The 19,871-nt window shown below is 67.0% G+C and carries 20 protein-coding genes; 10 read left to right on the forward strand and 10 right to left on the reverse strand.

Features of this window, described 5'->3' with window-relative positions:
• Nucleotides 1–107 precede the first annotated feature (107 nt).
• Both ACVPT3_RS08620 and pip read left to right on the forward strand, forming a co-directional pair.
• Nucleotides 108–464, forward strand: coding sequence for a DUF423 domain-containing protein (locus ACVPT3_RS08620; protein ID WP_492043720.1), 357 nt, complete (start codon nt 108–110; stop codon nt 462–464).
• A 53-nt stretch (nt 465–517) separates the two neighbouring features.
• Complete coding sequence (gene pip, locus ACVPT3_RS08625; protein WP_492043721.1) at nt 518–1,492, forward strand: prolyl aminopeptidase; 975 nt, start codon at nt 518–520, stop codon at nt 1,490–1,492.
• Nucleotides 1,493–1,593: 101 nt separating this feature from the next.
• Here the strand turns inward: pip and ACVPT3_RS08630 are convergent, their stop codons facing one another.
• Nucleotides 1,594–1,992 carry a DoxX family protein gene (locus ACVPT3_RS08630; protein WP_492043722.1) on the reverse strand — a complete coding sequence of 133 codons (399 nt, stop codon included), beginning with the start codon at nt 1,990–1,992 and terminating at the stop codon, nt 1,594–1,596.
• A 104-nt stretch (nt 1,993–2,096) separates the two neighbouring features.
• Nucleotides 2,097–2,795 (reverse strand): pirin family protein, encoded by a 699-nt coding sequence (locus ACVPT3_RS08635; protein WP_492043723.1) that lies wholly within the window; start codon nt 2,793–2,795, stop codon nt 2,097–2,099.
• A gap of 117 nt (nt 2,796–2,912) precedes the next feature.
• On the opposite strand from ACVPT3_RS08635, the gene ACVPT3_RS08640 reads away from it, so the two are divergent.
• Nucleotides 2,913–3,839: a LysR family transcriptional regulator gene (locus ACVPT3_RS08640; RefSeq protein WP_492043724.1), complete on the forward strand. Its 927-nt coding sequence runs from the start codon at nt 2,913–2,915 to the stop codon at nt 3,837–3,839.
• Nucleotides 3,840–3,843: 4 nt separating this feature from the next.
• On the opposite strand, the gene ACVPT3_RS08645 is transcribed toward ACVPT3_RS08640, so the two are convergent.
• From ACVPT3_RS08645 to ACVPT3_RS08660, 4 genes are all read right to left on the reverse strand, one after another.
• Nucleotides 3,844–4,146, reverse strand: a complete 303-nt coding sequence (locus ACVPT3_RS08645; protein ID WP_492043725.1) for a hemolysin — start codon at nt 4,144–4,146, stop codon at nt 3,844–3,846.
• A 23-nt stretch (nt 4,147–4,169) separates the two neighbouring features.
• On the reverse strand, nt 4,170–4,382 hold the full coding sequence (locus tag ACVPT3_RS08650) for a hypothetical protein (protein WP_492043726.1): 213 nt from the start codon (nt 4,380–4,382) through the stop codon (nt 4,170–4,172).
• Nucleotides 4,383–4,483: 101 nt separating this feature from the next.
• A complete protein-coding gene (locus tag ACVPT3_RS08655) occupies nt 4,484–4,942 on the reverse strand; it encodes a DNA polymerase III subunit chi (RefSeq protein WP_492043727.1) in 459 nt (152 codons plus the stop codon).
• Between the two features lie 20 nt (nt 4,943–4,962).
• Entirely contained in the window at nt 4,963–6,438 is a 1,476-nt protein-coding gene (locus tag ACVPT3_RS08660) for a leucyl aminopeptidase (RefSeq protein ID WP_492043728.1), read from the reverse strand.
• A 144-nt stretch (nt 6,439–6,582) separates the two neighbouring features.
• On the opposite strand from ACVPT3_RS08660, the gene ACVPT3_RS08665 reads away from it, so the two are divergent.
• From ACVPT3_RS08665 to ACVPT3_RS08695, 7 genes are all read left to right on the forward strand, one after another.
• The gene (locus ACVPT3_RS08665; RefSeq protein WP_492043729.1) at nt 6,583–7,731 is read left to right on the forward strand and encodes an LptF/LptG family permease; all 1,149 of its coding nucleotides are present in this window, start codon (nt 6,583–6,585) and stop codon (nt 7,729–7,731) included.
• Entirely contained in the window at nt 7,728–8,873 is a 1,146-nt protein-coding gene (gene lptG / locus ACVPT3_RS08670; protein WP_492043730.1) for an LPS export ABC transporter permease LptG, read from the forward strand. Before ACVPT3_RS08665 ends, lptG begins: the two co-directional genes overlap by 4 nt.
• A 32-nt stretch (nt 8,874–8,905) precedes the next feature.
• Nucleotides 8,906–11,368: an LPS-assembly protein LptD gene (locus ACVPT3_RS08675; RefSeq protein WP_492043731.1), complete on the forward strand. Its 2,463-nt coding sequence runs from the start codon at nt 8,906–8,908 to the stop codon at nt 11,366–11,368.
• Nucleotides 11,369–11,440: 72 nt separating this feature from the next.
• On the forward strand, nt 11,441–12,784 hold the full coding sequence (locus ACVPT3_RS08680) for a peptidylprolyl isomerase (protein WP_492043732.1): 1,344 nt from the start codon (nt 11,441–11,443) through the stop codon (nt 12,782–12,784).
• A complete protein-coding gene (pdxA, locus tag ACVPT3_RS08685) occupies nt 12,781–13,776 on the forward strand; it encodes a 4-hydroxythreonine-4-phosphate dehydrogenase PdxA (protein WP_492043733.1) in 996 nt (331 codons plus the stop codon). Before ACVPT3_RS08680 ends, pdxA begins: the two co-directional genes overlap by 4 nt.
• 8 nt (nt 13,777–13,784) lie before the next feature.
• Nucleotides 13,785–14,594: a 16S rRNA (adenine(1518)-N(6)/adenine(1519)-N(6))-dimethyltransferase RsmA gene (rsmA, locus tag ACVPT3_RS08690; protein WP_492043734.1), complete on the forward strand. Its 810-nt coding sequence runs from the start codon at nt 13,785–13,787 to the stop codon at nt 14,592–14,594.
• The gene (locus ACVPT3_RS08695; RefSeq protein WP_492043735.1) at nt 14,591–15,721 is read left to right on the forward strand and encodes a pyridoxal phosphate-dependent aminotransferase; all 1,131 of its coding nucleotides are present in this window, start codon (nt 14,591–14,593) and stop codon (nt 15,719–15,721) included. The genes rsmA and ACVPT3_RS08695 overlap by 4 nt, the downstream gene beginning before the upstream one ends.
• A 148-nt stretch (nt 15,722–15,869) precedes the next feature.
• Here the strand turns inward: ACVPT3_RS08695 and gmk are convergent, their stop codons facing one another.
• The 4 genes from gmk to fabF are packed head-to-tail and all read right to left on the reverse strand — an operon-like array spanning nt 15,870 to nt 19,806.
• Nucleotides 15,870–16,511 carry a guanylate kinase gene (gene gmk / locus ACVPT3_RS08700; protein ID WP_267513219.1) on the reverse strand — a complete coding sequence of 214 codons (642 nt, stop codon included), beginning with the start codon at nt 16,509–16,511 and terminating at the stop codon, nt 15,870–15,872.
• Nucleotides 16,501–17,385, reverse strand: coding sequence for a YicC/YloC family endoribonuclease (locus ACVPT3_RS08705; protein ID WP_492043736.1), 885 nt, complete (start codon nt 17,383–17,385; stop codon nt 16,501–16,503). The genes gmk and ACVPT3_RS08705 overlap by 11 nt, the downstream gene beginning before the upstream one ends.
• The gene (mltG, locus tag ACVPT3_RS08710; protein WP_492043737.1) at nt 17,382–18,533 is read right to left on the reverse strand and encodes an endolytic transglycosylase MltG; all 1,152 of its coding nucleotides are present in this window, start codon (nt 18,531–18,533) and stop codon (nt 17,382–17,384) included. The genes ACVPT3_RS08705 and mltG overlap by 4 nt, the downstream gene beginning before the upstream one ends.
• A 1-nt stretch (nt 18,534) precedes the next feature.
• Complete coding sequence (fabF, locus tag ACVPT3_RS08715; protein WP_492043738.1) at nt 18,535–19,806, reverse strand: beta-ketoacyl-ACP synthase II; 1,272 nt, start codon at nt 19,804–19,806, stop codon at nt 18,535–18,537.
• Nucleotides 19,807–19,871 lie beyond the last annotated feature (65 nt).

The raw sequence follows: 19,871 nt of genomic DNA on the forward strand, positions 1-19,871 counted from the left end.
GCCCTTAGCGGCTCGGCAGGAAAGCGGACAGAAACAGCCCCAAAATTCGAGCCTGATCCCGATGGCGAGAGATTTCGGCGCAGCCGCCTAGAGGCTAGGGTGAGTCCATGACAGTGAGTCGCAATCTGATCCTCTTCGCCGCGCTGAACGGCGGTCTGGCCGTCTTGCTCGGCGCCTTCGCGGCGCACGGAGCCGGGCCCCAGGTAAAGACCTTGCTGTCCACGGGCGCCCATTACCAACTCGTCCACGCCGTCCTGGCCCTCGCCTGCGCGCTTTGGAGCGGCGGCGGAAGGCTGGCGCGGATCGCCGGCTGGCTGGCGGCCTCGGGCGGGCTGGTCTTCAGTCTCGCCCTGGCGCTGGTCGGCCTTGCGGGCCTGTCCGTCATGGGGGCCGTCGCTCCCATCGGTGGACTTATGATGATCACCGGTTGGCTTTGTGTGGCCTTTGCGGCATTGCGTTTGTAATCTCCAGTACGGCCAAGCTTAGGCCCCGTAGCCTCGTAGAAAGACCTCGAAGCATGGCCTTCCCCACGCCCGTCGAGCCGCGTCGCGAACTCTATCCCGAAATCGAGCCGTTCGCCTCGGGCTGGATGACCACCGACGACGTGCATGAAATCTACTATGAGGAGAGCGGCAATCCCCAGGGACGACCTGTCCTGGTTCTCCATGGCGGGCCCGGCGGCGCCGTGAATCCCGGGATGCGTCGCTATTTCGATCCCGCCCAGTACCGCATCATCATGTTCGACCAGCGCGGCTGCGGCAAATCACGGCCCAACGCCTCCCTTGAGAACAATACGACCTGGAGCCTGATCGAAGACATCGAACGCCTGCGCGAGCGTTGCGGGGTCGACAAATGGGTCGTGTTCGGCGGCTCGTGGGGCTCGACCCTCTCGATGGCCTACGCTGTCACCCATCCCGAACGGGTCCTGGCCCTGGTTCTCCGCGGCATCTTCCTGCTGACGAAGAAGGAACTCCACTGGTTCTACCAGGAGGGCGCCTCGATGATCTTCCCCGACGCCTGGGAGAGGTTCGTCGCTCCGATACCCCAGGCCGAGCGAGGCGACCTGATGGCCGCCTACTACAAGCGGCTGATCGGCGACAATGTCGCGGAACGGGAAACCTGTGCGGTCGCCTGGTCCAGCTGGGAGGGCGAAACGGTCAGCGTCGAAGGCCCCAACGCCAGGCCCGAGAAGTTCGCCGAGCCCGAGTTCGCCCTCGCCTTCGCCCGCATCGAGAACTGGTTCTTCACCAATGCGGGCTTCTTCCCGGAGGACGGCTGGCTGTTGAACAAGGTCGACCGGATGCGTCACATTCCCTGCTGGATCGCCCAGGGTCGGTTCGACGTGGTCACGCCCATCGCCAGCGCCTGGGCCCTGCACCGCGCCTGGCCCGAGGCGAAGCTGGACATCGTCGGCGACGCCGGCCACGCCTCTTCGGAACCCGGCATCGTCGACAGCCTCATCCGGGCGACGGACTGGGCGGCCGGCCTGTAACCCAGCCGCTCAACCTGGATCATCACGACGTTCGCCAGGGCTTGGAGCCCTGGCGATTGTTTCGTGTCTGCGTCTTCCGGCTGGCGTCGTCAGAGGTCTGACTAGGGCTTGGCGCGCAGTCGGCCGTCCACGCTCCACGAACCGGCGCCGGCGGCGAGCAGATACAGGAAGATGAAACAGAACAGGATGGCCGCATCGCCGCCGTTCACCGCCGGATAGGGGCTGGAGGGGGCGTGGAACATCCAATAGGCCACCGCCATTTCACCGGCCAGGATGAAGGCGACCGGACGGGTGAAAGCCCCGAGCACCAGCAGCGAGCCGCCCACCAGCTCCAGGATGGCGCCGATCCCGAACAGCGACAGGATCTCGACCTGGCCCGGCTGGGCGCCTTCCGGGAATCCGAACAGTTTCACGACGCCGTGCGCCAGGAACAGCACGCCGGCGACGATACGAAGCACCGCGCGAAAATGCGGTGACGAGGCTTCAAGTTGATTGAACATCTGATGGTCTCCTCCCCGATTGGGGACTGCCCCGCATCAGGCGGGTCGTCCGACCGAACCCTGTTCGGTCGGACAGGTTGATCCTAAAATCTCGGCCCTGTCGATCAGGCGGCGTCGACAAGCACGATCTCGGCGTCCGAGATCGCCTTGACCCTCACCACATCCTCCTGGGCGATGGCGGCGCCGTCGCGGGCGTTCAGACGAACGCCGTTAACCTCGATCTCGCCCTTGGCCGGCACCAGATAGGCGCGCCGGCTCGATCCCAGGGCATAGTCGGCGCTGTCGCCGGCGTTCAGGGTCGCCGCCACGATCCGCGCATCGGTGCGGATCGGCAGAGCATCCGTGTCGCCCTCAAAGCCCGAGGCCAGGACAACGAACTGACCCGAGCGCTCGCCCTTGGGGAAGGGCTTGGAACCCCAGCTGGGCGCCTCGCCGCGCTTGGTCGGCTCGATCCAGATCTGGAAGATCCGGGTCAGCTCCGGCTCGGCGTTGTATTCGGCGTGACGGATGCCGGTGCCTGCGCTCATCACCTGGACGTCGCCGGCCACGGTGCGGCCCTTGTTGCCCAGGCTGTCCTCGTGGGTGATGGCCCCGTCGCGGACATAGGTGATGATCTCCATGTCCGAATGCGGGTGCGGCGGGAAGCCGGTTCCGGCGGCGATCTCGTCGTCGTTCCAGACCCGCAGATTGCCCCAGCTCATCCGCTTGGGATCATAATAGTTGGCGAAGGAGAAGTGGTGCTTGGCGTTCAACCAGCCATGGTTGTCGCCGCCCAGCGATTCAAACGGTCTACGCTCGATCATCGGTCTATCCTCAGGCCGGGCCGTCCCGGCGTCATTGACTTGACGCCAAGATAGAGATCGGCGACCGAACAGAAATAGAAACCCCTGAAACTCATCGTTTCCAATGCGGAGCCCGCCATGTCCCGCCTGCCCGACCTCGAGGCCATGGCCATCTTCGCCAAGGTGGCGGAAGCCCAGTCCTTCTCCGGGGCCGCCGACGCCTTGGCCCTGTCCAAGGCGACCGTGTCCAAGGCGGTGACGCGGCTGGAACAGCAGTTGAAGACCACCCTGCTCCACCGCACCTCGCGCCGCTTCGCCCTGACCGACGCGGGCCGGACCCTGGCGGCGCGCGCGGGCCTGATGCTGGCCGAGGCCGAGGGCGCGGTGTCTGAAGCGCTGGACATGTCAGTGACGCCGCGCGGCCTGGTGCGGCTGGCCGCCCCCATGTCCTTCGGCATGGCATATGTGGCCCCTGCCCTGCCCGAGTTTCTGGCCACCCACCCAGACGTCTCCATCGATCTGCACCTGTCGGACGAGGTGATCGACCTGGTCGGCGGCGGCTTCGACTGCGCCTTGCGTATCGCGGCCCTGCCCGACTCGTCCCTGACCGCGCGGCGCCTGCGCCCGGTCGAGCGTTTCCTCGTGGCCTCGCCCGACTATCTGGCCCAGCGTGGCCGACCGACCCATCCGGACGACCTGGAACGGCACGCGTGCCTCAGCTACGCCTATATGCCGACGCCAGACGCCTGGCGCTTCATCAATGATGCGGGCGATGAGGTGGTGGTGCGGCCGCGCGGTCCGCTGCGGGCCAACAACTCCGATGCCCTGACCGCATCCCTTTGCGCCGGCCTGGGGGTCTTCCCCCAGCCGGACTTCATCTATTGGAAGGACGTCGCCGCAGGAAAGCTGGAGACGGTGATGACCGACTGGCGCCTGCCCCCCATCGCCCTGCACCTGGTCGCGCCCAGCAGCGGACCGCGCCCGGCGCGGGTCACGGCCGTTATGGACTATCTGGCGAAGAGATTCAGCGCGCCACTGTGGCCCGGCGATACGGCCGGCCGCTGAGGCCTCAGCCGCACTTGACCTGCTGGATCACGCCGGACGCCTCGTCATAGACGAAGTTCACCCGGTTCTCACGATAGTCCATCGTCGCCGCGCAGCTCGTGCACAGGACCCGGAAGGTCTGACCTTCCGGCGCGCTCGGAACGGTCGAGCGGTTCCGGCCGACATAGGCCTGATAATCCTCGACCTTGCAGGCCTTGAAGGCGGCGTCGTCGCCCGGCGTCCTTATCACGGGCGTATCCGTCGGCGCGCACGCCGACAGAGCCAGCCCGCCGGCCATCAGTGAACTCAGGATAAGGGTGGTCTTCATGCTCGTCTCTCCTTGGGGCGCGGTCAGCCGCAGCGGACCTGTTCGATCACGCCAGTGTCGGAATTGTAGAAGATGTTCAGCCGATAGGCCGAGAAGTCTTGGGTCACCGGGCAGGTGGTGCAGGTCACGCGTCGGTTGACCACATCGACGGGCACCGGGATCTCGCTCCGCGAGCGGCCGACCAGATATTGCAACTCCCCAGCCTTGCAGACGTCGGTCGTCTGGGCGGTCGGCATGCGGCTGCCGACAGGCGGTGTCAGTTGCGCCCGCTCCACGGTTCGAGGCGCCGGCTGTTCAGCGACGGGCGTGGAACACCCCGCGAGCAGCACCAGGGCGATCAGGCCGCCTTTTCCCAGCGCCCTTCGTCCGTCTGGCGCCAGTAGGCCAGATTGGCCCCTTCGGCTTTCAGCGTCTTCCATCGCGCCCGCGCATTCTGCAGCGCCGGCTCGTCTCGCCCGTCGAAAATGATGAAGCATCGTTCGATCCCTTCCGTCACGCCCAGTTCTGCGTCGTCGACGATGAACAGCGCCTGAGCGCCGTTCAGGTTCTCTCCCGATTCGCTCAACAGCACAGGCTGGCGCTCCGCATGGGGCTGATCCGCCCGGCCATGCGGCAGGAAACTCTCCTCATGGAAGGTCCACAGTCGCTCATCGACATCGTCCAGCCGATGGGCGTGGGACGACTTGATCAGGGCGCGCCAGCCCCGCTCGAGGGTCTTCTCGAGCAGGGTCGGCAGCACCTGGTCCAGCGTCGAACGCTCCAGATGGTAGAACCAGATTTCGGGCTTGCCGCTCATCCGGCTCTACCGTCCGGACGTCAGGCTTCGTAGCTGTCGGCCACCATGCGATCCAGCGTGCGCACGGCGAAGCCGACGCCGCCTTCCGGCACGGTGGGGCTGGGGCTCTTGTTGGCCCAGGCGGTCGGGGCGATGTCCAGGTGCGCCCACGGCACGCCGTTGGTGAAGCGTTGCAGGAACAGGGCGGCGGTGATCGAACCGCCCGCGCGACCGTTGCCGGTGTTCTTCACATCGGCGATCTTCGAATCGATGTGCTGTTCGTAGATGGCCGGGATCGGCATGCGCCAGAAATTCTCGCCCACCTTCTTCGACGCGGCCAGGATCGGATCAGCGACCTCGTCCGAGTTCGAGAAGACGCCGGCGTAATCCAGACCCAGGGCCACGATCATCGCGCCGGTCAGGGTGGCCAGATCGATCATGAATTTCGGCTTGAACCGCTCCTGCGTGTACCAGAGGGCGTCAGCCAGAACGAGGCGACCCTCGGCGTCGGTGTTGATCACCTCGACCGTCTGACCCGACATCGACACGACCACGTCGCCCGGACGCTGGGCGTTGCCGTCCGGCATGTTCTCGACCAAGCCCAGCACGCCGATGGCGTTGACCTTGGCCTTGCGGCCGGCGAGGGCGATCATGGTTCCGGTCACGGCGGCCGCCCCGCCCATGTCCCACTTCATGTCTTCCATGCCGTCGGCCGGCTTGATCGAGATGCCGCCGGTGTCGAAGCAGACGCCCTTGCCGACGAAGGCGATCGGCTGTCCGCCCGCCTCGCCGCCATTCCATTTCATAATCGCCAACTGGCTCTCGCGACGACTGCCCTGGCCAACGGCCAGAAGCGTGCGCATGCCCAGCTTCTCCATCTCGGCCTCGCCGAGGATCTCGACCTCAAGACCCAGGCTTTCCAGCGCCTTGACGCGCTTGGCGAACTCGGCCGGATAGAGGACGTTGGCGGGCTCGGACACTAGGTCGCGGGCGAAGATCACGCCGTCTGCGACGGCCGACAGCGGCTCCAGCGCGGCCTCGGCGGCGCGCAGGTCTGACGTGACGACGCGGATCGTCGTGATCGACGGGATCTTGTCGGGCTTTTGAGTCGTCCGATACTTGTCGAACCGATAGGCGGCCAGGCGGGCGGCGAAGCCGACACGGGCGGCCTGTTCCGCGGTCAGGTTGGACGCGTCGATGGTCAGGACCTCGGCGCCCGACAATTTCACCGCCGCATAGGCGGCGCCGCCGAAGGCTTCGACCGCAAGATCGTCGACCTTGTCGGCCGCGCCCGCACCGACCAGCAGGATGGTGTCGGCGCTGACGCCCGACGGCGCGGCGACGCTCAGCGTCTGCCCAGCCTTGCCTGTGAACCGGCTCTTGGCGATCGCCTTCGACAGGCTGCCGCCGGCCTTGGCGTCCAGATCGGACCCCAGGGCTGCAAGGACGCAATCTTCATGAACAGGGACGGCGAGGATTTCGGCGGCGTCTACGGCGGCGACGAACTCGATCTTCATACAGCGACTCCAGCCAGGCCCCACCCGGCGTCTACAAGGAAAGATAAATGACAACGGCGCGTCGGCTTGTCGCCGTCGCGCCCCCATGTGCTACTAGATGCGCCTCATTATCGCCGCCTGCAACCGGGCGAACTCGACCCGCCCATGACCCTGATTCAAAAATACCTCTTCCGCCAGATATCGCTGCCTGTCGTCGCGGCCTGCGGCTCCTTGGCCGGAATCGGGATTTTGAGTCAGAGCCTGGATCAGTTGGAAGTCATCGTCGAACGCGGCCAGAGCGTGTGGATCATGGTCAAATTGACCCTGCTCGCCCTGCCCCAGCTCCTGGCGGTGATCCTGCCGATCGGCCTGTTCGTGGGCGCGCTGATCGCCCTCACTCGGATGCAACGCGAGCAGGAGCTGACCGCCGTCTTCGCCGGAGGCATGACCCGGTGGCAGGTGATTTCGCCCCTCGCCCGGCTGACCCTTCTGATTCTGATCCTCAATCTGGTCATGACCCTGTTCGCTCAGCCCTGGGCCCAGCGGGAGGCGCGAAACCAGGCCTTCGCCATCCGCACCGACCTGGCGGCCCTGCTGGTCGAGGAAGGCCAATTCGTGCAGGGACCGGACGGCCTGACGGTCTATGTCCAGCAGATCGAGCAGAACGGCTTGTTGAAAAACCTGTTCGTCTATCTGGAGGACGGCAAGTCCGCCCAGAACTGGAGCGCGGCCGAGGCCCGTTTCGGCCGGGACGCCGCAGACGAGCCTGTCCTGACCATGATCGACGGCTCATGGCAGAAATATTCGTCCCGCGGCGTGTTGGAGACCCTGTCGTTCGACCGCTACGATTTTCCCCTCGGCCAGTTCGCGAACGTGACGGAACAGATTCGCTACAAGCCGGCCGACCTGTATCTGCGCCAGTTGCTCAATCCATCGCCCCGGGTGCTGGAGACCGCGGGCTCTCGAAATGAACTCTTGGCCGAGGCGCACGCCCGAATCTCGGCGCCGCTCTACGCCCCCGTCGCCATGGCACTTGCCCTGGCGGCGATCATGGGCGGGGCCTTTAGCCGCTCCGGCTATGCCCTGCGTATCGCCAAGGCGGCCGGCGTCTTTCTGCTGGTGCGGGTGACCGGCTACGGCCTGGTCGCGGCCAGCGCCTGGAACCCATGGATGAACGTCCTGCAGTATCTTGCGCCCCTCATCGCCGTCATCCTGGCCATGCGGCTGCTGTTCCGAGCCCTCAAGCCCAGGCGGGCGCGGCGTTGGCCGATCCTCAGCCGACTGCGGGCCCAGTTCCAGGAGAGGTTCGCGTGAGCCTGTCCACGCCTGTTCTCCGCGCCCTGTCGACCCTGCGGCCGCCCCGGCCTGGGCGTATCGAGGCCTATGTGCTGGTCCAGCAGCTGCGTTCGCTCGGCGTAGCCCTTGCGGTGATCGCCGCCCTGGTGATGCTGATCGACTTCGTCGAGGTGTCTCGGGGCGTAGGTTCAGACCAGGACCTTTCGGCGCTGCGCATCATGGGCCTGGTGGCCCTGAAGTCGCCCTCCGTCATCGTGCAACTCCTGCCCTTCGTCTTCCTGTTCGGCACGCTCGCGGCCTATATCGGCCTGAACCGCCGCAGCGAACTCATCGCCATGCGAGCGGCAGGGGTGTCGGCGTGGCGGTTTGTTCTGCCGGCCGCGGGCATGGCCTTTGTGCTGGGCGTGCTGACGGTGACGGTCCTCGGCCCTCTCGCCTCGGCGGGAGACGGCTTGTGGCAGCGCGAACGCGCGCGCATCTCCGGCGCTGCGCCCGGGGCCGGATCGGATCGGGCCATCTGGCTTCGCGAAGGCGACGACCAGAAGCAGATGATCATCCGCGCCGGCCGCCAGGACCGCGCCAATGCGCGCCTGCTGGACGTGACCTTCTTCATCTACACGACAGATGCGGCCGGCAATCGGGACTTCTCGGAACGGATCGACGCCCGATCCGCCGCCCTCAGCGCCGGTCGCTGGCGCCTGACCGACGCCGTCGGCGCCAGCGTCGGTCAGCGCGCCGTCACCTATTCCAGCCTCGATCTGCTCTCCAGCCTGGCGGACGAGGAGGCGTTCGAACGGTTTGCACGTCCCCAGTCGACCCCCTTCTGGTCGCTGCCGAACCAGATCCAGCGGATCGAGAACGCCGGCTTCGCCTCCACCGCCTATCGGCTGCGGCTCCAGCAACTTCTGGTGACTCCGCTCGTATTCGCGGCCATGTCCATTCTGGCGGCGGCCTTCTCGCTGCGCCTGATGCGGCTGGGCGACCTGGCCAGGATGAGCGTGGCGGCCGTTGTGCTGGGCTTCGCCTTCTTCTTCCTGAACCAGTTCTCGTCCGCGATGGGCTCTGCCGAGGTGGTTCCGCCCGTCGTCGCGGCCTGGCTGCCGCCGATATTGACGGCGCTCGCCGCCTTCACCTTGCTGTTCTATACCGAAGACGGCTAAGCGAACGCTCGCTCGAGACAGACGGATGGTTCATGCAGGGTGATCGCGATCAGCGTTCCAAGGCCTTCAGGGCGCGGCTTCTGGCCGGCGCGGCCCTTTTCGTCTGCGTGCCTTTCGCCGGCGAGGCTGCGGCTCAGGCTGACATCCAGGCCTTCCCCTCCACCACGCCGCCCGTGTCTGACGGCTTGTCCAAGGGCGCGGTCTATGTCGACGCCGGCAGCGCCAAACGCGTCGGCGATCTGATCACGGCGGACAGCAACAGCGGCGACAGGGTCTATCTGCGCGCCGACGGCAATGTCTTGCGCGGCGACAGTCTGGCCTACGACCTGTCCAACGGCGCAGCCTCGGCCAGCGGGCGGGTCGAGGCGATCTCTGCGGACGGCACCATCGTCTACGCCAGTCATCTGGAGACAGACCGTGAGCTGAAGGCGGCGGTCGCCGTCGATTTCGCCACGCGTTTCGAGAATGGCGCCAGCCTGATGGCAGCGACTGCAGTGCGACGCAGCGAGAACGTCAACGAGCTGAACTACGCGATCTTCACGCCCTGCCCAATCTGTGACGCCAAGGGCCCCAAGACGCCCAGCGTCTCCATCCAGGCCGAAAAAGTGGTTCAGGACGAGGCCCTGCGCGCCGTCATCTACCGCAACGCCATCTTCCGCGTCGGCGGGGTCCCGGTCTTCTATACGCCCTTCTTCGCCCACCCCGATCCGACGGTGGAGCGGGCCTCGGGCCTGCTGGTGCCCATCATCAACTATGACGAAGGCCGCGGCGGCGTCTCGATCGAGCAACCCTATCTGCACGTGGTCTCGCCGTCGGAAGACTGGCTTATCAGCCCCCAGATCAACGCCGGAGTCGCGCCCCTGCTGAACCTGCAATGGCGCCGCCGGTTCGCTGAGGGCTCCATCGTCGCGCGCGGCGGCTACACCTACGAGCGGAACTTCGGCGACTTCGATCTAAACGGGGACGGCGACTACGAGAGCAATGTTCGGTTCGGCGACGAGGAGCACCGCTCCTATCTGCTGTCCAACGGCGAGTTCGATCCTCAGGGCCCGTGGCGCTTCGGCTTCACCGCCGAACGCACCTCCGACAAGACCCTGTTCGACCGCTACGACATTCGCGATCCCTATCAGGACAACGGCCTCTATTACGGCGACCGTCGCCGGTTGATCAGCCAGATCTACGCCGAGCGCCAGACTGACCGCGCCTATGTGTCGGTCGCCGCCTTCTCGATCCAGAGCCTGCGACTGGACCCCGCCTTCGAGGACAACGACTTCCGCGACGCCGCCGGATTCAAGGTCTTCGAGCGCGACGACACCCTGCCCCTGGTCGCGCCCCTGGTCGATGCGCGCTGGGAACCCGCCGCCCCCGTCTTCGGCGGACGTCTGCGGGTCAAGGGTTCCGCCGTCTCGCTGTATCGCGAAAGCTTCGTCGGCGCCCCGGTCCTGAACCCCGACATCGTGCCGACCGACACGAGCGGTCTCGCTGGCGTCGACAGCCGCCGGGTCACGGCTCAGGCGGAATGGCGACGCGTCTTCATCACCGGCCGCGGCCTGCGGATCGAACCCTTCGTAGACACCAGGGTCGATCTCTATTCCCTATCCGACCTCCCGCCGATGATGGGCGTTGAAAGCGACGAGACCCTCAGCCGGACCCGCGCCAGCGCCGGCGTGGACGTCAGCTATCCGCTGATCCGCCGCACCCAGCGCGCGGACATCATCCTGGAGCCGGTCGTTCAGATCTCGATCTCCAACAAGGCCGACATCGACCCTCGAATTCCGAACGAGGACTCCCAGACCATCGAACTGGACGAATCGTCGCTGTTCAGGATGGACCGCTTCTCCGGCTACGACCTGATCGAAGGCGGGGCGCGGGTCACGGCGGGGGGGCGCGCGACGATTCGCTGGTCCGAAGGCCGCAGCGCCAGTCTTTTTGTCGGCCGCAGCTATCGCGCCGACGACGAGGACGCCTTCCGCACGACGATTCCGGACAGCCCGACCGGTCAGTTGTACGACCCCACCGGTCTGGCGTCATCCGCTTCCGACTGGGTCGTCCAGGGCAGTTTCTCGCCTTCGGACCGGATTCGCAGTTGGGGGCACGCCACCGTGGACGGGTCCGGCGACGTTCGCCGGGCCGAGGCGGCGGTGGATGGACGCTGGGGACGACGCAACCTGGCCAGCGTCAGCTATATCGTGGACCGGTCGAACCCGCTGGCCGGCGACCAGAACCGCAACTACGAGTTTGTGCAATTGTCGGGGCAACAGTTCATCTACGGCGACTGGGGCGTGTCCGTCTCGGGCATCGCCGACATGGAACGCGACGTCATCACGCGTCAGGAAGTCGGCCTGCTGTTCGACGACGACTGTTTCCGCGTCGAAGTCGGTTATCGCCGCGACAATACGCGTGTCCGGGCCAGCGGCCCTTCGGACGGCATCTATGTGCGCCTAAACCTCGCCACTTTCGGAGGTTCAGGTTATGGACAGGGCGAAATGCGTTGAGCATGACGCTTTACGGGGCGCGACCGCCTGCCGACCCGGCAGATGGACCGCTGTGAGGAATCAGGACGACCAATGGGTTTGATGCGTTATTCGACGGGAGCTGCGCTCGCGGCGGTTCTCCTCGCCGGTTCGGCCCATGGTCAGACGGCGCCCTCCCAGGCGACCGCCGCAGGCGCGCCCAATCCAGCCGCCGGCGATGGCCCGACGACGGCGCGTCCCGCGCCCGAGTTCGAGATGGCGGACGGCATCGTGGCGACGGTGAACGACAAGATCATCACCGGCTTCGATCTGCGGCAGCAGATGCTGATGCTGATCGCCTCGTCCCAGGTCCAGCCCACCGAGCAGAACCTGCCCGCCATCCAGCAGGCGGCGCTGAACCGTCTGATTGAAGAGCGGCTCAAGACGGCGGAAATCGCCAAGTTCGACACCCTCAGGATTTCCGACCAGGAAATCGACGAGGAAATCGCGCAGATGGCGCGACAGGCCGGCGTAACGCCCGCAGCCTATATGGAATTCCTCCAGCAGGGCGGCATCCTGCCGAACGCCTTCCGCGAGAACCTGCGGACCGAGATCGCATGGCAGCAACTGGTGCCCGGCCGGTTCGGCAGCCGCGCGCGGCCCAGCACTCTGCAGGTTGATCAGGAGGTGCGTCGCCTCAACGAAGCTGCAGCCCAGCCCCAATATCTGATCGGTGAAATCTACATCGAGGCCGCCCGCGTCGGCGGCCAGGAGGCCGCCGTGAACGGCGCCCGCCAGCTGGTGCAGCAGATCATCCAGGGCGCGCCCTTCCAGGCTGTCGCCCAGCAGTTTTCCTCGGCCCCATCCGCCTCGGCCCGCGTCCCTGGCGACGCCGGCTGGGTGGTCAAGGGCACGGTTCAGCCGGCCCTGCAGTCGATCTTCGACCAGCTCCAGCCGGGTCAGCTGTCAAACCCCGTTCCGGTCGATGGCGGGGTCTACATCATCTACATGCGCGACAAGCGCGACGGCGCGGCCACCAGCCTGGTGTCGCTGCGACAGGTGATGGTCGAACTGCCGGAAACGGCGTCCGAGGCTGAAATCGCCGCCGCCACCCGCACCCTCGAAGGTCTGAGCCAAGGTCTGACCTGCGACAACATTCTGTCCCAGGCCCGCGCGACCCAGGGCGTGATCGGCGCGGATCTCGGCGAATCCGACGTCGCCGACCTGGCGCCCCAGTTCCAGCAGTTCGCCCGCACAGGAGCGATCGGCTCTGTCTCGACCCCGATCCGCACCCCGCTGGGCCTGCACCTGGTCGCGGTCTGCGGTCGTCGCGTCGGTGGCCCCGAGGCGCCGAACCGCCAACAGGTCGAAGGCCGCCTGCGCTCGCAAAACCTGGCCGTGCTCGAGCGCCGCTACGTGCGGGACCTGCGCAACGACGCGCTCATCGAGTTCAAATGACCCCGCCTCTGGTCCTGACGCTGGGCGAACCCGCCGGCGTCGGGCCGGAGATCGTGGCCGCCGCCTGGCGCGCGCTCAACACCGAACCCCTGGCCTTCGCCGTCATCGGCGACGCCGCATTGCTGCGGGACCAGGGTGTTCCGGTCGTCGAGATCAACAGCCCCGCTGACGCCCTTGACCGATTCGCGCGGGCCCTGCCGGTCATCCACCGCCCCCTGCCCGTTGCGGTCGTGGTCGGAACCCCCGATCCCGCCAACGCCTCCGCCGTCGCCGACGGCATCGAGGAGGCCGTCAGCTTCGTCCTGTCCGGCGAGGCGTCGGGTCTCGTCACCGCCCCCATCGCCAAGGCGCCCATGTACGCCTCGGGCTTCCGCTTCCCGGGTCACACCGAATTCATCGCCGAACTGACGGCTGACGCGCCTTACGCGGGCACGCGCGGCCCCGTGATGATGCTGGCCGCCCGCGACCTGCGCGCCTGCCTGGTCACAATCCACGTCGCCCTGGATCAGGTTCCGGAACTGGTCACGACCGAGCGGGTCGCCCGCACCGCCCGCGTCGTCCACGAGAGCCTGAAGCGCGACTTCGCCATCGCCCGTCCGCGCCTGGCCATGGCCGCCCTGAATCCGCATGCCGGCGAAGGCGGAGCCCTGGGGCTCCAGGAAATCGACATCCTGATCCCGGTCGCCCGGCAACTCCGCGCCGAGGGGATCGACATCACCGATCCCAAACCGGCCGACACCCTGTTCCATGACGACGCCCGCGCCACCTATGACGCGGCCCTCTGCATGTACCATGACCAGGCCCTGATCCCGGTTAAGACCCTGGACTTCTGGGGCGGTGTGAACGTCTCCTTGGGCCTGCCCGTCATCCGCACTTCGCCCGACCACGGCACCGGTTTCGACATCGCCGGCAAGGGGCTCGCGCGTCCCGACAGCCTGATCGCCGCCATTCGTCTGGCATCGGAGATGGCGGCGGCCCGCGCCGCGCGCTAACAGGGCGTGTGACCGACCTTCCCTCCCTCCGCGAAACCCTCGACGCTCACGGCCTGCTGGCCAAGAAGAGCTTCGGTCAGCATTTCCTGCTCGACCTCAATGTGACGCGCAAGATCGTTCGCCTCGCCGGCCCGTTCGACGGCCGCGCCGTGATCGAGGTCGGCCCCGGCCCCGGCGGCCTGACCCGCGCCCTGCTCGAATCCGACGCCGGCCCCGTGATCCTGGTCGAAAAGGACCCGCGCTTCGTCCCCCTGCTGACCGAACTGGACGACGGCTCCGGCCGCCTGACCATCGTCGAGGCCGACGCCCTGAAGGTGAAGGAAGCGGATCTGGTCTCCGGCCCCGCCCATCTGGTCTCCAACCTGCCCTACAACGTCGGCACGGCCCTGTTGATCAAATGGCTGACCGGGCCCTGGCTGCCCCACAGCCTGACCCTGATGTTCCAGAAGGAGGTCGCCGAGCGTGTGGCCGCAGGGCCCGGCGAGGACGCCTATGGCCGTCTGGCGGTCATCTCCCAGGCCGTCTGCACCGCCCGCATCGTCATGCACCTGCCCGCCGCCGCCTTCACCCCGCCGCCCAAGGTGGCCTCGGCCGTGGTCCATCTGGTTCCGCTGGACGAGCGCCCGTCGCCCGAACGCCTGAAGAAGCTGGAACGCGTCACCGCCGCCGCCTTCGGCCAGCGCCGCAAGATGCTGCGCTCCAGCCTGAAACAGCTCGGCGGCGCCGCCCTGTGCGAGGCCGCCGGCATCGAGCCGGATGTCCGGGCCGAAACGGTGGACGTGGCGGGTTTCCTCAGATTAGCGGACGCCCTGGCATGACCGTAGAACCCTTCCGCGCCATTACCGTCAGCCGCCTGGCGCACCAGCTGAAATCCGAAGGCCGCTCGATCATCCATATGGAGTTCGGCCAGCCCTCGACCGGCGCCCCCGCCGCCGCCATCGCCCGCGCGCACCAGGTGCTGGACGCCGACGGCATGGGCTACTGGGAGAGCCCCGACCTGCGCGCCCGCATCGCCCGCCTGTACCAGGATCGGTACGGCGTCACGGTCGATCCCGCCAACATCCTGCTGACCTGCGGGGCTTCACCCGCCCTCGTCCTGGCCCTCAGCGCCCGGTTCAAGCCGGGCGACCGCATCGCCCTGGCCCGTCCCGGCTATGTCGCCTATCGCAACAGCCTGCGCGCCCTGCATCTGCAGCCGGTGGAGATCGCCTGCGGTCCCGAGACCCGCTTCCAGCTGACCGCCGCCCAACTGGAAGCCCTGGATCCCGCCCCCGCCGGCGTCATCATCGCCAGCCCCGCCAATCCGACGGGCACCATCATCCCCGAGGCCGAACTCGCCGCCATCGCCGAGGTTTGCCGCGCGCGCAACATCGCCATCCTCTCGGACGAGATCTACCACGGCCTGTCCTACGTCGGCCCGACCCCGTCGATGCTGCAGTTCGCGCCCGACGCCATGGTGATCAACAGCTTCTCCAAATACTGGAGCATGGCCGGCTGGCGCCTGGGGTGGCTCTTGGTTCCCGAGACCCTAATCGACGCTGCCCGCGCCTATATCGGCAACATGTTCCTGACCCCGCCCAGCCTCAGCCAGCACGCCGGTCTGGTGGCCATGGACGCCGTGGACGAGCTGGAGGGCCATATCGACACCTACCGTCGCAACCGGCAGCTGATGCTGGACGCCCTTCCGGCCATGGGACTGAGGCGTATCGCTCCGCCCGACGGGGCCTTCTACATCTGGGCCGACATCGGACATCTGACCGACGACAGCGTGGCCTTCTGCGAACAACTGTTGCGCGACACCGGCGTGGCGACGGCGCCAGGCGTGGATTTCGACCCCATCGACGGCCGACGTTTCATCCGTCTCAGCTTCGCCTTGTCGACACCCGAGATTCGCGAAGCCTTGGCCCGGCTCACGCCCTGGTTCGCGGACCGCATGCCGCTATGAAAACGACAGGGATCTTTCCCTAAGCAATCATCCATATAACGAAATTTACGCTCTGGAATCCGCGTCCTCGTATAAACGGATCAGTTGCGTAGGGCTGAAGACGACATCGCGATCAGGAAGCCCCCGCCGGTCGCGGTGTCGTCGCTCTCTATACAGGCTCTCTCATCAGGGCGGCCTTGTAATCTCCCACCCACAGGTTGCGGAACCGGCGCGACCGCTCGGCGTGATAGATGTGCGCCAGCTCGGCGTACGACCGGTCGAAATCCTCGTTCACGATCACATAGTCGAAGGCGTCGCAGTGTTCGATCTCGCCCTTGGCGTTGGCGACGCGGCGTTCGATGACGTCGTCCGAATCCTGCGACCGGGTGATCAGGCGACGACGCAGTTCTTCCAGGCTGGGCGGCAGGATGAACACCCGCACCGCATCCTCGGGGCATTTCTCGGCCACGTCGCGCGCGCCCTGCCAGTCGATGTCGAACAGCACGTCGCGTCCCTCGGCCAGGGCGCGGTCCACGGGGCCGCGCGGGCTGCCGTACAGATTGCCGTGAACATCGGCCCATTCCAGGAAGGCGTCGGCGTCGATCAGCTTCTGGAACCGCTCGCGATCGACGAAATTATAGTCGCGCCCATCGACCTCGCCGGGACGGATACCCCGCGTCGTCATCGAGACGGACAGCTCCAGCCCCCCGTGATCCGCCATCAGCCGGCGGCACAGCGACGTCTTGCCCGCGCCCGACGGGCTGGCGACGATCAGGAGGACGCCCCGACGGGGCGAGCGTTCATTCGACATTCTGGACCTGTTCACGCAACTGTTCGATGACGGCCTTCAGCTCGAGGCCGATTCCGGTGAGCGCGGTCGTAGCCGATTTCGAACAGAGGGTGTTGGCCTCGCGCATGAATTCCTGGATCAAAAAGTCGAGCTTCCGTCCCGCCGGGGGCGAGGCCATCAACTGGCGCGCCGCGCCGACATGGGCCGTCAGCCGGTCCAGCTCCTCACGCACGTCGGCCTTGGCCGCCAGGGCTGCCGCTTCCAGGAAGATCCGATCCTCCAGACCCGGCGCATCGGGCGCCAATTCGGCCATGCGGCGGCGGAACCGGTCGCGTATGGCCTCGACCTGGGCCTGGGCCTCGCCCTCGGCCGAGCCGACCAGGGTTTCGATCCGCGTGATGAAGTCCAACAACAGGGGCGCCAGTTGGGCGCCCTCCGCATGGCGAGATCCCTTCAGGGCGTCCAGCGCCGCTTCCACGGTCCGCGCCATCGCGGTCTCCAGCGCGGCGCGGGCCTCGGGGTCCTCGACTTCTTCCGGCGTCTCAATGACGCCGCGCAGGGCCAGCAGGCCATCGGCGGACGGCGGCGTCGCCCCGTCCTCGGCCAGTTCGTTGGCCAGGGTCAGATAGCGGGCCAGCACCGGCGCATTGATGGTCACCGTCGCCTCGCCGCCCTCCAAGCGCGTGGCGTGGACCCCGACCGTGATCTGGCCCCGCGCGAATCGCGTCTGCGCCGCCGTCTTGGTCAGGCGATCCAGGGCGTCGAACCCGTTCGGCCCTCGGAACCGGACCTCCAGATTGCGACCGTTGACCGAGCGCGCCTCGACCGACCAGGTCCAGCCATGGTCGGCGCCGTCGGCGCGACCGAAGCCGGTCATTCCCGAAATCACGTTCATCTCAGGCCCTGGGATGCGCCCGCAGGCAGGGTGATCGTGGCCTCCTCGCCCTGATCGCCTTGCGCGGTCATCGGCGCAGTGGTGGCGTCCGGCGCGGCCGGAGCCGGCGCTTCTGGCGGCAGGCCCGCCTTCTGGCGCTCGATCTGGCGCCAGCGCGCGACATTGCGCAGATGCTCTTCATAGGTGGCGGCGAAGGCGTGGCCGCCCGATCCGTCGGCGACGAAGAACAGGGCCTGTTCGGCCGGCGGGTTCAGCACAGCCTGCAAGGCTTCCTTGCCTGGATTGGCGATCGGCGTCGGCGGCAGGCCGTCGATCTGATAGGTGTTCCAGGCCGTCGGGCGCTGAAGTTCCGACCGTCGAATGCCGCGTCCCAAAGGCCGCCCCTGGGTCAGGCCATAGACGATGGTCGGATCGCTCTCCAGCCGCATCCCCTGGCGCAGCCGGTTGGAAAACACCGCCGCCACGCGCGGGCGCTCGGCCGCAAGACCGGTCTCCTTCTCGACGATGGAGGCCAGGATCACCGCCTCCTCGGGATTACGCACCACGGTTCCCGGCCCGCGCTGGGCCCACAGCAGACGCAGATTCTCGTTGGCCGCGCGCTGCATCCGGTCGATCACCGACTGGCGCGTATCGCCGCGCGCGATCTCATAGGTGTCGGGCCACAGGCTGCCTTCCTCCGGCGTCACCTCGACCGTCCCGGTCAGAACCGGCTCCTTGGCCAGGATGTCCAGCGCCTGGGCCGAGGACCAGCCTTCCGGCAGGGTCACGAAATGGCGCACCACCCGCCCCTCGACCAGCAGGTTCAAAACCCCGGCCAGCGAGGCGCCCGACGGCACCTCATATTCCCCGGCGCGCAGCTTGCGGTCCGCCCCGGTAAAGGTCGCCGCCGCCTTGAACAGGTCGGTGGAGCGGATCACCCCCGCCGCCTTCAGCTGGGCGGCGATGGCCGAGACTCCCGATCCGCTGGCCAGGGTCACGACCGTGCGGTCCCCCTGACGGGCGCCGGGTCCGGGACCGTAATAGACACCCCAGATGATGGCGAGGGCGGCGATCAGGAAAAGGCTGAAAGTCGCCGAGGCGGTCAGCAGGCTGACCGTCAGGCCCGATCGTTTCTCAACTCTCCTGTCGCCCCGCCCCCGTCCGAACATGTCAGTCGACTTTCTTGAAGATCACCGAGGCGTTGGTGCCCCCGAAGCCGAAACTGTTGGACATGGCGACGTCGATCTTCATCGGCTTGGCCTTGTGCGGGACCAGGTCGATCGGCGTCTCCATCTCCGGATCGTCCAGATTGATCGTCGGCGGCGCCACCTGATCGCGGATCGCCAGCACGCAGAAGGCAGCCTCGATGGCCCCCGCCGCGCCCAGCAGGTGGCCCGTCATCGACTTGGTCGAGCTGACGGCCAGATCCTTGGCGTGATCGCCGGCCAGCCGCTCTATGGCCTTCAGTTCGATCCAGTCGGCCATGGTCGAGGTGCCGTGGGCGTTGACGTAATCCAGATTCGACGGCTCCATCCCGGCCCGTTTCAGCGCCATCTTCATGGCTCTCAGCCCGCCTTCGCCATCCTCGGACGGGGCGGTGATGTGATAGGCGTCGCCGCTCATGCCGTAGCCGACGACCTCGGCGTAGATCTTGGCCCCGCGCGCCTTGGCGTGTTCGTACTCCTCCAGCACCAGGATCCCGGCGCCCTCGCCCATGATGAAGCCGGCGTGGCCCCGGTCATAGGGCCGCGACGCCTTCTCCGGCGTGTCGTTATAGGCGGTGCACAGAGCCTTGCAGGCCAGGAAGCCGGCGATGCCGATCGGCACGACCGAGCTTTCGGCCCCGCCCGCCACCATCACGTCTGCGTCGTCCAGGGCGATCATCCGCGCCGCGTCGCCGATGGCGTGGGCCCCGGTGGCGCAGGCGGTCACCGCCGCATGGTTCGGACCCTTCAGCCCATGCCGGATCGAGATCTGACCCCCGGCCAGATTGATCAGGGCGCTGGGGATGAAGAAGGGGCTGACACGGCGCACCCCCTGTTCCTTCAGCACGATGGCCGTCTCGGCGATGGGGCCCAGGCCGCCGATGCCGGAGCCGACCATGACCCCGGTCCGTTCCTTGTCCTCGTCCGTCTCGGGCTTCCAGTTGGCGTCGTGCAGCGCCTCGTCCGCCGCCGCTATGGCGTACAGGATGAAGTCGTCGACGCGCTTGCGGTCCTTGACCGACATGATCTTCTCGGGGTCGAAGTCGCCCTCGCCGCCGCCGCCGCGTCCATCGACGCTCGGCACTTCGCCGGCGATGGTGCAGCCATAGCCCGTGGTGTCGAACGAGGTGATCGGACCGATGCCCGACCGTCCCTCGACGATACCCTTCCAGCTCTTGTCGACACCCCAGCCAAGGGGGGTCAGCAGACCGATGCCCGTAACGACGACGCGGCGCATGGTGCGTGCTCCTTCCACTCCAATCCGGCCCGAGGAATCACTGCGGATTCGCAAGGGTCAGAAAC

This window comes from Brevundimonas sp. FV1ps31S (assembly GCF_058681265.1).